Here is a 13553-nt window from a genome sequence, read left to right on the forward strand (position 1 = left end):
GGCTGGAAACGCAGCCCGTCCGGCCGGGGCGGGACGAACCCCCGCCGCCTACGGTCGCAGTGCCCGCAGCAGGAGGTCCGCCAGGTGGTCGGCGACCTGCTGCTGGGTGAGCGGTCCGTCGGGCCGGTACCACGTCGACAGATGGTGCACGGAGCCGAAGTGGTAGTCCACGACGAGGTCGGCCGGCGTCTTCTTCGAGAACACCCCCGACTCCTGCCCCTCCTCGATCAGCGCACGGAAGCGCTCGTGGTAGCGCCGCCGCTCGGCACGCACCTGCTTGTTCTTCTCGGGGCTCAGATGATGCATCGAGCGGAAGAAGATCGACGCGTCGTCGAGGTTGTCGATCGTCGTGACGACGACGTCGGCGGCGGCCCCCCGCAGCCGCTCCTCCACCGGCGCGTCGGCGCCCGCGAAGGCGTCGAGCCGCTCCTGCTGCACCCGCAGCACGCGCGCGTACACCTCGTGCAGGAGATCGTCCTTGGACCCGAAGTAGTGGTACAGCGCACCCTTGGTGACGCCGGCCGCCTCGACGATCTCCTGGACCGAGGTGCGGTCGTAGCCGCGCTCGGCGAAGAGCCGGGTGGCGGCTGCCAGCAGCCGCCGCGGAACGGGCGTGCCGTCCCCGTCCGTCGTCCTGGGCACTGCCGCCACCTGCCTTCCAGTTCTTGTGTTGTTCTTCGCGTTGTCTACTGACCGTCGTGCGGCCGGGAACGCAGCTCCCGACGGAGGATCTTCCCACTTGCCGTCTTCGGCAAGTCGGGCAGGATCTCGACCTGCCGCGGGTACTTGTAGGCGGCCAGTCTCTCCTTGCAGTACGCGGCGAGCGCGGCCGGGTCCTCCTCCGCGCCCGGACGGAGGCTGATGTACGCCTTGACGGTCTCGCCGCGGTACCCGTCAGGCACCCCGACGACGGCCGCCTCCCGCACGGCCGGATGGGTGTAGAGGACGTCCTCGACCTCACGCGGCCACACCTTGAAACCGGACGCGTTGATCATGTCCTTCTTGCGGTCGACCACGTAGAGCCAGCCGTCCGCGTCCATGAACCCGATGTCACCGGTGCGCAGTTCACCGTCCGGGAAGGTCTCCGCGGTGGCCTCGGGCCGCCGCCAGTAGCCGGGCACGACCTGCGGGCCCCGTACGAGGATCTCGCCCTGCTCGCCGAAGGGGACCTCCTGGCCCCGGTCGTCGACGATGCGTACGACCGTGTCGGGTCCCGGCAGGCCGACGGCGAGCGTCCCGGAGACGGGGTCGACGGGGGCTTCCCGGCCGGGCGGAACGGAGGCGCAGGGCGCGGTGCACTCGGTGAGTCCGTAGCCGTTGCGGATGTACGGGCCGAAGCCCGCCCGGAACTTCTCGACGAGTGCGGGCGGCACCGGGGCGCCGCCGGAGGAGATGTTCACGAAGGACGAGAAGTGGTCCGGCGTCGCCGCCGGGTGCGCGGCCAGCGCCATGAAGGCGGTCGAGGGGCCGACCGTGTAGTGGGGCCGGTGCTCGGCGAACGCGTCGAGGACGGCTCCCGCCTCGAAGCGGTACGCGAGGACGAGCGTGCCCCCGCTGTTGAGGCACGCGGCGAACTGGCAGACCATCCCGGTGATGTGGAACAGCGGCGCCATCGCGAAGTACACGGGCGCCTCGGGCAGGGCGAGGCCCGTCCGCTGGCGCTCGGCGTTGTACATGATGTTGCCGTGCGTGTTGGTGGCCCCCTTGGGGGCGCCGCTGGTGCCCGAGGTGTAGCTGATCAGCGCGAAGTCCGACGGGCCCGGGTCGCGGCCCGCCGGGGCCCGGTGACCCGCCCTCGCGACGGTCACCAGGTCGTCGGCGTCGGGTGCCTGCGGCAGCCGCTCGAAGGCCAGCACGCGCGCGTCGCCGCGCGTCTGGAAGTCCAGCTCGCAGCCGGTCAGCACGATGCGCACGGGCGAGTCGGCGGCCGTCCCGCGCAGGTACGACTCCCAGGCCCGGTCGGAGCAGATCAGCGCGGCGACCTCGCCGTCCCGCAGGACGTGGGCGACCTCCCCGGACTTGTACATGGGGTTGACGGGAAGGACGGTCGCCCCGGCCTTCCAGGCGCCCAGCACGGCGATCACGAAGAGCGGGGAGTTCTGCAGCAGGACGGCGACCCGGTCGCCGCGCCCGAGACCGCGGGCGGCGAGATGCCCGGCGACGGAGTCGCTCAGCTCGTCGGTCTCGCGGTAGCTCAGGCGTCCGTCGAAGTAGGCGAGGAAGGTCCGGTCCGGGGTGCCGGCGACGGCCCGGCGCAGCGCGTGCACCACGGAGTCGTCGGGGCTGACGGGCCCGCGCTGGGCGTCGTTCAGGAGCGCTCGCCACGGCTGGGCCGCGTACAGGGAGGGGGTCACCGGCCGTCCGCCTCCCACTTCTGCTGGATGTGGTTCATGTTCGTCAGCCAGCGGTCGGGGTCGGCGGCCCGGGCCCGGTAGTACTCGGCGACCTCGGGGTGCGGAAGGATCAGGAAGCGGTCCTCCTCGATTCCCGTGAAGAGGGCGTCCGCGACGGCCTCGGGTTCGATCGCGGTGGGCTTGAGGACGAGGTCGCCCGCGCTGCCGGTGCCCGCGAGCATGTCGGTGCGGACGCCCTGCGGACAGATCGCGTGGACCTTCAGGCCGCGGTGGCGGTACGTGAGGGACAGCCACTCGGCGAAGGCGTACGCCCCGTGCTTGGTGACGCTGTACGGGGCCGCGCCGACCATGGTGAGCAGTCCGGCCGCCGAGACGGTGGAGACGAAACGGCCGCTGCCGCGCTCCAGCCAGGCGGGGAGCAGCTCGTGGGCCGCACGGACGTGCGCCATCACGTTCACGTCCCAGGCGAGCTCCCAGACCCTCTCGGGAGCCGCTTCCGAGCCGCCGGAGGCCAGCCCGGCGTTGGCGCAGTAGACGTCGACCCTGCCGCCGAGGGCGTCCCGGGCCTCGGCCACGATCGCGGAGGCGTCGCCGGGAACCGCGGTCCCCCCGATCTCCTCGGCGACCGCCGCGGCCTTCGCCCCGTCCAGGTCGTTGACGACGACCCGGGCCCCTTCGGCGGCGAACCGACGGGCCAGCGCGGCCCCGATCCCCCCGCCCGCTCCGGTGACGACCACTCCGGCATCCTGCATGGCTCCCACGATCGGTCCCCTTCGACACGACGAGAATCGGCTCCGCTCAGCCATCAGACTAACCGGTCGGTATGCGGCTCGAAAGGGGCGCGGTCCGCATCGGTGCGCGGCTCCGCCGCGTGGGTGCGAGGAGCCACACGCCGACGCGTGGCTTACGGACAAGCGGCGGGAGCGCTTAGCGTGCTTGTGCCGACCTGCCGAGAACACGGAGGTTCACCCATGCGCCGCCTGTCCAGACGGACTCTCCTCGCCGCGACGACCGCCACGGCCGCGCTCTCGGCGGGCCCGCCCGCCGCGGCCGCCCCGGCACGACCGGGCGGCAAGCGCCTGCACACCGGCTTCGAACGCCTGGCCGCGGACGGCTACGCCCTCCTCGACGGCGAACGGGTCGGCATCGTGACGAACCCGACGGGTGTCACCAGGGACGCCCGCCACATCGTCGACGTCATGCACGCCGACGACCGGGTGAACCTGACGGCCGTCTTCGGCCCCGAGCACGGCTTCCGCGGCACCGCGCAGGCGGGCGGCTCCGAGGGCCGCCACGACGACCCGGCGACCGGGCTCCCGGTCTACGACACGTACCTGAAGAGCGGACAGCCGCTGGCCGACATCTTCACGGCCTCGGGCGTGGACACGGTCGTCTTCGACATCCAGGACGTGGGCGCCCGCTTCTACACCTACATCTGGACCCTCTACGACTGCATGGAGGCGGCCCGGCTCGCGGGCCGGCGCTTCGTGGTGCTCGACCGGCCGAACCCGGTGACCGGCCGCAGCGCGCAGGGGCCCGTACTGCACAAGGAGTTCGCGACGTTCGTGGGCCGGGAGCCGATCTCGCAGGCGCACGGGATGACGGTCGCGGAGCTGGCGATGCTGTTCAACAGGGAGTTCCTCGCGGCGCCGGTGCCCCTGGACACCGTGCGGATGTCGGGCTGGCAGCGGTCGGACTTCTACGACACCTCCGGTCTGCCCTGGGTGCCGCCGAGTCCGAACATGCCGACGCCCGACACGGCACTCGTGTACGCGGGCACCTGCCTCTTCGAGGGGACGAACCTGTCGGAGGGGCGCGGCACGACCCGCCCGTTCGAGCTGCTCGGCGCGGAGGGCGTGGACCGCCGGTGGGCCGCGGAGGCCGGACGACTCGGCCTGCCCGGTGTGCACTTCAGGGAGGCGTACTTCGCACCCACCTTCTCCAAGTTCCAGGGCAAGACGGTCGGCGGCGTACAGATCCACGTCCACGACCGGGCCGCGTTCGAGCCCGTGCGCACCGGGATCGCGCTGCTGGTGACCGCCAGGAAGGCCTGGAGCGGCTTCGCCTGGCGCCCCGACAACTGGATCGACAAGCTGACGGGCTCCACCCGGGTGCGCACGATGATCGACGCGGGTGCGACGGCCGACGAGGTCGTGGCGGGCTGGCAGGACGACCTGGCCGCCTTCCGGCGCGTACGCAAGGAGTACCTCCTCTACCGCTGAGACGTGAGTTCGGGCTGGTCAGACCGGACGTGCCCTCTGGCCAACTCCCCCTGTCGGCGGGACGATGCGTGCACATCGCACGGGCTGCGGATGCCGAAGGGGGCTCGTCATGGCGGATCCTGAAGTGGGCGTGACTCCTTACTGGGAGCTGACGTTCGACGCGGACGGGGATGTGAACGGCGGGCAGCGCGACCGGCTGCTGCGGGAGGTGGTGGAGCGGGGCGTCAAGGACCTGATCGTGTTCGCGCACGGCTGGAACAACGACCGTTCGGGCGCGACCCGCCTCTACGGCCGCTTCTTCGAGCCGATCCCCGCTCTCGCGCCCAACGCCCGCCTCGGGTACGTGGGCGTGATGTGGCCGTCGATGCGGTTCGCCGACGAGCCGATCCCCGACTTCGAGCGGTCCGCGACCGCCGCGACCGCCGTGTCCGGGGGGCCGGTACTGGACAAGGGCACGCGCGGCGCCCTGCTGTCGGTCCTGCCCGGCCGGGCCACGCTGGTCGACCAGATCTCCCGGATGCTCGACCAACAGCCGGAGGGTGACGCCGCGTTGGAGGAGTACGGGCGGCTGGTGCGGCTGCTGATCGAGCTGCGGCCGGAGGCGCCGGGTGCGGTGTTCGCCGCGGACACGCTGACGGAGGCGGGACCGCGGAGCGACCCGGACATGCTCCTCGGGAACACGGCGGAGCTGTGCCGCGGCTTCGCGCGGGCCCTCGCGGAGGACCGGGCGGGCGCCGAGAGCGAGATCCCCGGCGAGGGTGCCCGGGCCGCGTTCGGGCCGCCGCGGGCGTGGGACGGCGCACACGAACTCCTGCGCCAGGCCACGTACTTCGCGATGAAGCGGCGCGCCGGCACGGTCGGCGAGCGCGGGCTCGGCCGGATGCTCGGGCGGCTCGCGCAGGCGGCGCCCGGGGTGCGTGTGCATCTCGTGGGGCACAGCTTCGGTGGGCGTCTGGTGTCGTTCGCGCTGCGCGGGCTGCCCAAGGGGGTGCGGACCGTGAAGTCCGTGACCCTGCTCCAGGCGGCCTTCTCGCACTACGCGTTCGCGGCGCGGCTTCCGCACGACGTGCGGGACAGCGGTGTGCTGCACGGCCAGCAGAACCGTATCGACGGCCCGTTGGTCTGCTGCTTCTCCCGCTTCGACTCGGCGCTCGGCACGATCTACCCGCTGGCCTCCCGGACGGCGGGCGACGCCCGGACGGCGGCCGACCTGGCGCTGCCCCGTCTCCTGGGACCCCGGTGGGGCGCGCTCGGCCACGACGGGGTGCAGGCGGTGCCGGGGACGAAGACGTTCACGCTCGCCGACGCGCTGCGGCAGAGGCTGCCCGAGTCGGGTTGCGTGAACGTCGACGCGTCCGCGGTGGTGCGACGCGGCGGCCGCCCGTCGGGCGCCCACAGCGACATCTGCCACCGGGAACTGGCCCAGGTGGTACTGGCGGCGGGCCGCATCCGCTGACCCGCCGCCCGTCCTCACGTCACCGGTGCGAGGGGAACTCCACGACCTGCTGGTAGGTCGGCCGGTTCTGCCAGCTGATCTTGTTGTGCTTGATGCCGCCCAGCGTCCGCTGGTTGACCGAGTCGGCGCACCACTGGTCGCCCGCCGAGCAGAGCTCGTCGCCGGGGTAGACCTGGGCCGCGGTGCGGCCGGCCGCCGTCTTGAGGGTGCCGATCAGGATGTCCCGGCAGGCGCTGAGGCTGCCGTTGCCGCAGTACGGCTTGGCGAGGCCGCCCTGCACGGACTCGCCGAGCACGGCCCGGATGTCCTTGTGGACGTAGCTCCACCAGCCGTACTGGAAGGAGCTTCCGGCGTGCGAGCCGGTGGGCCCGTGTCCGGCCGACGGGGCCTCGTCCACCGGGAGGTTGTTCGTCATGGCGGTGTAGAGGTCGCTGCCGAGGCCGGGTTCGAACTCGGCCTTCACCAGCAGCGGCCACCAGGCGTCCAGGATGCGGATCGCCTCGGCGTTGGCGTACGCCTTCGAGCCGGCCGAGCTCTCCTTGCGTTTGGCGCCGGCCGCCACCCAGTCGGACAGCCTGGTCACGGCCGCCGCGGCCGCCGGGTCGGTGACCGGCGAGCTCTTGACGACCTTCAGCAGTTCGGGCAGGACGTCCTCGGCGCGCAGGTCGGCCAGTGCGGCGTCGGCCATCGCCCCGGTGAGCGAGGCCCTGGTCACCCCGCCGGTGGTGACCAGCTTCTTCACCCGGTCCTCCAGGAGGTTGCCGCGGTGCACGGAGCCGTTGCCCCAGGAGGCCGTGGTGTAGTCCTTGGCCTGCTTGTTGTTCCAGGAGATGTAGTAGTCCTGGTCGATGGAGTTGGGGTGGGCGGACGCCGGGGTGTAGTCGGCGGTGTTCGTGGTGGGCGTCCAGTTCTTCCACTCGTACGCCGGCCGCGCCCAGACCGGGAACTCGGCGTCGACGCCGGTGGCACGCACCGGGTTGTCACCGCTGTTGTAGTACGCGGTGTGCTTCGAGTCGGCGTAGAACCAGTTGAAGGTGTAGTTGATGTGCTGCACCGCCGACTGGAAGGTCTGCGGGCTCTTCACGTAGTCCGGGTCGTTGAGCATCTGGAAGCCGATGATCGAGTCGGCCTCGTGCATGTAGGAGGAGCGCAGGGTGGTGTACGCGACCTTCTTGCCGTCGACCGTGGCGCGGTGCGTCACCGGGCCGTACTTCGTCCGCCAGACCTGCATGCGGTACGAGCCGGCCGCGGTGCCGTCGGCCGTGGTGGGCTTCCAGGCGTTGGTCTGCTCGATCTTCTCCATGGGGGTGCAGGTGCCGCGGTAGAGGTAGTGGGTGTCGTCCTGGCACAGCTCGACCGCGTACGTGTCGATGATGTCCTGGCCGGAGGTCGTGGCGCTCCACGCGTAGTCCTGGCCGCGGCCGAGTTCGACGTACATGCTCAGTCCGGCGAAGGAGGCGCCGCGGGCGCTGAGACCGGGGCCCTGGATCTCCTGGAGCATGAGCAGCTGGGGGGCGAAGTAGCCGGTCTGGGGACCGAAGACGGCGATGGGGTTGCCGCTCGCGGTGTGCTTGCCGCTGACGACGAGGGCGTTGGACATGCCGCGCTTCGCCGAGCCGAGGGCGCCGGCGGTCGCCGCGGCCGAGGTCTTCGCGGCCGTGGACGTGGCCGCGCTGCCGGTGCGGTCGTGGACGAGCGGCTCGCCGGCGACCGAGCCGGCGTCGGGGAGGGCTTCGCCCTGCGGGCTGCTCGGCCTGGTCGCGTACGGGAAGCTCTCACCGTTGTGGAGGGTGAGGACGGCCTCGGGGTCGTTGCGTTCGCGGAAGGACTCCCAGACCTTGGTGCCCTCCTCGACGCCGTACTTGGACTGGGCGGCGAGGAGCGAGATGGCGTTGTTGACCTCGCCGCCGCCTCCCGAGCCGAAGAGCGCGCCGATCACCGAGGCGAGGGCGACCAGGTCGGTCTCCTTGAACTTCTCGATGGTCCCGGCGTTGGTGACGGAGTCCTTGTGGCCGGTCAGGACGTACTCGCCGGGGTAGTAGCGGCCGCTGTCGGAGGCGTCGATGTAGGCGTTGATGCCGGCGATGTAGGCCTTGACGTCGGCGAGCGCCTGCTGGCCGCGGGCGCCGTTCGTGGCGACGGCGTTGTCGATCTGCGCCTGCAGGTCGGCCTCGGTGTATGGGGCGTGGCGCCAGAACTCCTGCTCGAGGCCCTGGTTGGAGGGGGCTCCGCCCGCGAAGGGAGTCAGTTTGCCGCGCCCGACGTGCCGGAAGACGTCCATGAGCCAGAGCCGGTCCTGGGCGGCCGCGTATCCGGCGCCGAACTCGGTTCCGTAACGGGTGGTGCCTGTGATGTGCGGCACACCGGTCTTCTTGTCGCGGACGATCGTGACGTCGGTGCGGCCGGCCGGCTTCAGGGTCGACTCGACCTGGTCGGCCGGGACCCCGAACGAGGCGTCCCGGAAGAAGTCGTTGATCTTGGCGTCGGTGAGGCCGGAGTAGCCCGAGGCGAGGTTGGCGTAGGGCGCGAGCTGGTCGTCCGCGTGTGCGGGCTGACTGCCGAAGGCCTGGTTCAGGAGGATCTGGGCGAGGGTGGCGTTGCCGTTCTGGCCCGCCGGGAGGATGTCGGAACACTGGTTGCCGCAGTGGTCTTCGGCGGCCAGGACGGTGGTGTCGGCGGCGGCCGCCTGGGAAAGCGGTGACAAAAGACCGGCGACGAGGACGCATATGGAAGCGCCCATGAGGAACTTGGGGAATCTGCGGGGAGTTCTCAGTCTGTCGAGGATGGTGCGTGGGGTACGCCGGGGCATGGCTGGCTCCTCGCGACGGGGGGTGGCCCGGGATGTTACCGCCGGTATCCCCGACTTAGAAGATGAACATGCGTCACTTTTGGCGCCGGAGGGGCCGACGGAGCTCCGACGGACCGCCGACCGCAGCCGGCCGACGGCCGGAAAGCACAGGGCAGACGACCGGCAACCGCCTTGCGGATGGCCGAATGTCAGCCGATCGGCGGCTTTGCGGGGGTCGTCGAAAAACAGATGGAGCCGAATCGCGTGTCGATACGTCTATTCGACGACGTCCTTACGACGACGACGCCGAAGTGACCGAAGTACAGGTGCAGGTGTGACGGAGGTGCAGGGCGATGGCGGGTTTCCGGAGTCTGGCGAGACAGGTGCGCGACCCGAGGAGCGATCTGGCACTGCGGCGCTATTCACTGCGCAAGTGCCTTGAGCGGTTCGCTCCTTACGGTCACCGGGCGACCTGGGACCATCTGTGCTCCCGGGCCGGCTTCGGCCCCGAGGACCGGTCCCCCGATCCAGCGCGGCTCGTGGCCGCACTGGACGAACTGGAGGAGGCCCGCTCCGTCTGGCTCGCCTACGAGGCCGGATTCGCCCAGCGCCGCAAGAAGGAGAAGCACGACGGTCTGCGCAGCCCCGGCAGCGTGGACGACTGGCACCGGCTCACCTGGGGCGGCTTCGGGGTCGCCTGGTGCGACGACCCGCGGGTCCACCCCCATGAGCCGATGGCCGAGGTGCTGCGCCGGCTGATCGCCGCCCTGGAGCGCGAGCCGGGCTCCGTCTGCCCGGTCTGCACGGGCGAGCGCCTCACCTGGAAGTACGACCTGGCCCACGAACCGTCCTCGGGCCCGGTCTGCACGGCCTGCGGCATCGTGGTGCCCCGACCGGTCCTCACCCCCGAGGCACTGGCGGACTGCAGGCGGGGACGCCTGCTCATGGCGGCCGCGAGCTAGGAGCGGCGGGGGTGCGCCGTCGGAGCCGCGCCCCCGCGACCGGCTAGGGCGTCTTCACGTCCGTGTGGATGGCGAGCTTGAACTCGGCGAGCATCAACCGTGAGCGGATCTTCGTGTCCCCCTTGCCGCGCACGGAGATCTTCAGCCCGAGCGGCGTCTGCGGGTGGACGAACATCTGCCACATGTAGGTGCGGTACTGGCCGCCGCGGGTGGGTCCGATGTCGGTCGTCGCCGTGGAGTCGTAGCCCGTCGAGAGGTTCAGCGGGTCCCGGACGAAGCGTGCCCGGTACTCGAGACCGATGGAGTCGGCCGTCCAGAAGACCATCGCGGACAGGACGCCCCAGCCGTCGTGGCTGGGCCAGATCAGGCCCGAGCGGGCGTCCGGGAAGACCGACGGGGCGCCGCCGCCCTTCGCCGGGTCGTGCATGTCCCAGGGGTCGTACTGCTCCTCCCCCGTGACGTAGGGGAACCGCACGAGGTGGTATCCGTCACTGTCGTACGTGATCTTCTGTGCCCCCGTGTGCGCGGCTTCCCACTTGAGTGAGCAGATCGCCAGGCTCATCTCCGGTTCCTCCTCGGGCTGGGACTGTCGGTGGCGTCTGGCACCATCGGGGCATGGTGCAGGTGTGTGTGAACGGGGGGCGCGGGTCCGGCGACGGCGCGCTGGTGCCGCTGTCGCCGGGAGCCATGGCCGGCTCCGCTGCGGAGGCCGTCGCGGCCGGGGCGTCGGACATTCATGTGCATCCCAAGTCTCCCTGTGGACAGGACACTCTGTCGGCGAAAGCGGTTGCGGCGACGCTGGAGGAGATTCGTTCCCGGACCGGCGTCCCCGTCGGGGTGACGACCGGAGCCTGGGCCGAGCCCGACCCGGCGGCCCGCGTCGCGCGCGTCCATGAGTGGACCGTCCTGCCGGACCACGCTTCGGTCAACTGGCACGAGCCGGGGGCCGAGGAGGTGGCCGCGGCGCTGCTGGAGCGGGGCGTGGGCGTGGAGGCGGGCATCTGGTCCGGCACGGACGCGGCCGCGCGGTTCGCGGCGTCACCGCTCGGGCCGCGGGTGCTGCGCGTCCTGGCGGAGGTGACCGACCCCGATCCCGGCTCGGCCGAGGCATCGGCCCGGGAGCTCCTGGCCGCTCTCGGCACGGCTCACGGCCGCCCCGTCCTGCTGCACGGGGAGGAGGGCGGCGCCTGGCCCGTACTGCGTCTCGCCGCGTGTCTCGGCCTGGCGACGCGCATCGGCCTGGAGGACACCCTGGTCCTGCCCGACGGGCAACGGGCCGTTTCCAACGCCCAGTTGGTCAGGGAGGCACTGGTCCAGTACAGGTCCGCGGCGCGGTCCTCCGATCGGCGGCCGTGACCGTAGCAGCCCCAAAATCCGTCGCTCCACCCCTTTACCGTCCGGACAGTTGGAGGCGATGACACCACGCTGAGGACCCGAGGAGCCCCGCCATGTCGACGCTGCGCGTCACCGCCGAAGTGCTGACCGTCCACGAGCATCCGAACGCCGACGCGCTCGAACTGGCCCAGGTGGGCCTGTACCGTGCCGTGGTCGCCAAGGGGGCGTACCGCACCGGCGAGAGCGCCGTCTACATCCCCGAGCAGTCCGTGCTGCCGGAGGAGCTGATCGAGGAGCTGGGGCTGACCGGACGCCTCGCGGGCAGCCGCTCGGACCGGGTGAAAGCGGTCCGGCTGCGCGGCGAACTGTCGCAGGGGATCGTCTGCCGGCCGAAGGCGCTGGCCGGTGTCGACCTCGCCAGGGCCGCGGCCGAGGGCACGGACTTCGCGGAGCGGCTCGGCGTCACGAAATGGGTGCCGCCCATCCCGCCGACCATGAACGGCGACGTGGAGGCGGCTCCCGACCTGCTGCCCTGGGTCGACATCGAGAACATCCAGCGGTATCCGGACATCTTCACCGCGGGCGAGGACGTGGTCCTGACCGAGAAGCTGCACGGCTCGGCCTGCCTGCTCACGTACTTCGCCGGGGACGGCCGCGTCCAGGTCTCCTCGAAGGGCTTCGGCGCCAAGTACCTGGCGCTGAAGGAGGACCCGCGCAACCTGTACTGGCGGGCCGTCCACGGCCACGCGGTCGCACAGGCCGCGGGCCGGCTCGCCGAGCGGCTCGGGGCACGCCGGGTCGGCATCTTCGGCGAGGTGTACGGGGCCGGCGTGCAGGATCTGACGTACGGCGCCGACGGCCGCCGCGAGACGCTCGGGTACGCGGTGTTCGACGTGTCCGCGGAGATCGACGGCGAGGTCCGCTGGCTGGACGCCGAGGAGCTGCTCACCGGCGAGCTGCCGCTCGTGCCACGGCTGTACGAGGGCCCGTACGACATCGGCCGGGTGCTGGAGTTCGCCTCCGGGCGCGAGACGGTCTCGGGGCAGGGGCTCCATCTGCGCGAGGGGGTCGTGATCCGGTCGGCCACCGAGCGGTACAGCCCGGTGACGGGCGGCCGGGCCGTCGCCAAGGCGGTCAGTCCCGCGTACCTGACCCGCAAGGGCGGCACGGAGTACGAGTGAGCCGGGCACCCGGGGCTGCCTCAGCGGCGGTTCCCGGGGTCCTTCTCCTTCTCCTACTCCTTCTCCCGCGCCCCGTTCCCGCGCCGTCCGCCGCGCTCCACCAGGAGGCGGGAGCCGCTCTGCCGCTCACCGAAGACGTCGTCGGGGTTGGACAGCACGCAGGTCTCCAGGGAGAGGCAGCCGCAGCCGATGCAGTCGGTGAGGTGGTCGCGCAGGCGGCCCAACTGCTTTATCCGCTCGTCGAGTTCGGAGCGCCAGGCCTCGGAGAGACGGGCCCAGTCCTCGCGGGTCGGCGTGCGCTCCTCGGGCAGTTCGGCGAGGGCGTCGCGGATCGTGGCCAGCGGGATGCCGACGCGCTGCGCGGCTCGTACGAAGGCGACCCGGCGCAGGGCGTCACGGTGGTAGCGCCGCTGGTTGCCCGGGGTGCGGCGGCTGCTGATCAGGCCCTTGGCCTCGTAGAAGTGCAGGGCCGAGACGGCGGCTCCGCTGCGCGCGGACAGCTGGCCGACCGTGAGCTCGTGGATCTTCTCGGGAATCTGTGGCACCCCCCGAACCCTACCCAGCCCGTCACGCTCCCGGTCCGTTGACAGGGGCCCCCTCCGCGACCATGCTAAGCAGTTGCTTAGACATGGTGCTCCGAGACACAGCGACGCGAGAGGCCGGGAACATGGCAGAGCCGAGGATCTTCACGTCCGCCGACGAACTGAAGGCGGCGGTGGGCGAGCAGTTGGGGCACAGCGACTGGCTGGAGGTCGACCAGAAGCGGATCGACCTGTTCGCCGAGGCGACGGGCGATCACCAGTGGATCCACGTGGATCCGGAGAAGGCCGCGGCGGGCCCCTTCGGGACGACGATCGCCCACGGCTACCTCACGTTGTCGCTGCTGCCGCTCTTCGGACCTCAGCTGATCAAGGTCGAGGGCGTCAGGATGGGCGTCAACTACGGGACGAACAAGGTGCGTTTCCCCGCTCCGGTCCCGGTGGGCTCGCGGCTGCGCGCCACGGCGAAGATCACGGGCGTCGACGAGGTGCCGGGGGGCGTCCAGGTGTCCGTCGGCTTCACCGTGGAGCGCGAGGGCGGCGACAAGCCGGTCTGTGCGGCCGAATCGGTGTCCCGCTACTACTTCTGACCCGGCACTACTTGTGACCCAGCACTACTTGTGACCCGGCCGGGGAGGAAGCGCGGGGACGAACCGCGGGGCCGTCACCGCCGGTCGCGCCCGGCGGCGGAGCCGCACGCCGGTCCGGCCCCGCAC

12 protein-coding genes are annotated in these 13553 nt (G+C 71.5%); 6 read left to right on the forward strand and 6 right to left on the reverse strand.

The window, feature by feature from the left end; all coding sequences use genetic code 11:
* Nucleotides 1-48 precede the first annotated feature (48 nt).
* From KUF83_RS14180 to KUF83_RS14190, 3 genes are read right to left on the reverse strand one after another with little or no spacing between them, the layout of a single operon-like run.
* Complete coding sequence (locus KUF83_RS14180) at nt 49-642, reverse strand: TetR/AcrR family transcriptional regulator (RefSeq protein WP_217455021.1); 594 nt, start codon at nt 640-642, stop codon at nt 49-51.
* Between the two features lie 44 nt (nt 643-686).
* Nucleotides 687-2354, reverse strand: coding sequence for a class I adenylate-forming enzyme family protein (locus KUF83_RS14185; protein WP_217455022.1), 1668 nt, complete (start codon nt 2352-2354; stop codon nt 687-689).
* The gene (locus KUF83_RS14190) at nt 2351-3118 is read right to left on the reverse strand and encodes an SDR family oxidoreductase (RefSeq protein ID WP_217455046.1); all 768 of its coding nucleotides are present in this window, start codon (nt 3116-3118) and stop codon (nt 2351-2353) included. Before KUF83_RS14190 ends, KUF83_RS14185 begins: the two co-directional genes overlap by 4 nt.
* A 207-nt stretch (nt 3119-3325) precedes the next feature.
* On the opposite strand from KUF83_RS14190, the gene KUF83_RS14195 reads away from it, so the two are divergent.
* Nucleotides 3326-4576, forward strand: a complete 1251-nt coding sequence (locus KUF83_RS14195; protein ID WP_217455023.1) for an exo-beta-N-acetylmuramidase NamZ domain-containing protein — start codon at nt 3326-3328, stop codon at nt 4574-4576.
* A 109-nt stretch (nt 4577-4685) separates the two neighbouring features.
* Nucleotides 4686-6032, forward strand: coding sequence for a serine-threonine protein kinase (locus tag KUF83_RS14200; protein WP_217455024.1), 1347 nt, complete (start codon nt 4686-4688; stop codon nt 6030-6032).
* A 19-nt stretch (nt 6033-6051) separates the two neighbouring features.
* Here the strand turns inward: KUF83_RS14200 and KUF83_RS14205 are convergent, their stop codons facing one another.
* Entirely contained in the window at nt 6052-8841 is a 2790-nt protein-coding gene (locus KUF83_RS14205; protein ID WP_217455025.1) for a penicillin acylase family protein, read from the reverse strand.
* Nucleotides 8842-9173: 332 nt separating this feature from the next.
* Between KUF83_RS14205 and KUF83_RS14210 the strand changes: the two genes are divergently transcribed.
* A complete protein-coding gene (locus KUF83_RS14210) occupies nt 9174-9782 on the forward strand; it encodes a hypothetical protein (protein WP_217455026.1) in 609 nt (202 codons plus the stop codon).
* A 43-nt stretch (nt 9783-9825) separates the two neighbouring features.
* Here KUF83_RS14210 and KUF83_RS14215 read toward each other — a convergent pair whose 3' ends face one another.
* A complete protein-coding gene (locus KUF83_RS14215) occupies nt 9826-10344 on the reverse strand; it encodes a hypothetical protein (protein ID WP_217455027.1) in 519 nt (172 codons plus the stop codon).
* 53 nt (nt 10345-10397) lie between these two features.
* Here KUF83_RS14215 and KUF83_RS14220 point away from each other — a divergent pair, with 53 nt between their 5' ends.
* Both KUF83_RS14220 and KUF83_RS14225 read left to right on the forward strand, forming a co-directional pair.
* Complete coding sequence (locus KUF83_RS14220; protein ID WP_217455028.1) at nt 10398-11138, forward strand: 3-keto-5-aminohexanoate cleavage protein; 741 nt, start codon at nt 10398-10400, stop codon at nt 11136-11138.
* Nucleotides 11139-11230: 92 nt separating this feature from the next.
* Complete coding sequence (locus tag KUF83_RS14225) at nt 11231-12298, forward strand: RNA ligase (ATP) (protein WP_217455029.1); 1068 nt, start codon at nt 11231-11233, stop codon at nt 12296-12298.
* A gap of 53 nt (nt 12299-12351) precedes the next feature.
* Here KUF83_RS14225 and soxR read toward each other — a convergent pair whose 3' ends face one another.
* Nucleotides 12352-12843, reverse strand: a complete 492-nt coding sequence (gene soxR / locus KUF83_RS14230; protein WP_217455030.1) for a redox-sensitive transcriptional activator SoxR — start codon at nt 12841-12843, stop codon at nt 12352-12354.
* A 122-nt stretch (nt 12844-12965) separates the two neighbouring features.
* On the opposite strand from soxR, the gene KUF83_RS14235 reads away from it, so the two are divergent.
* Nucleotides 12966-13427: a MaoC family dehydratase gene (locus KUF83_RS14235; RefSeq protein ID WP_217455031.1), complete on the forward strand. Its 462-nt coding sequence runs from the start codon at nt 12966-12968 to the stop codon at nt 13425-13427.
* Nucleotides 13428-13553: the final 126 nt, after the last annotated feature.

Origin of the sequence: Streptomyces sp. BV286 (genome assembly GCF_019090165.1) — a bacterium.
GTDB lineage: Bacteria > Actinomycetota > Actinomycetes > Streptomycetales > Streptomycetaceae > Streptomyces.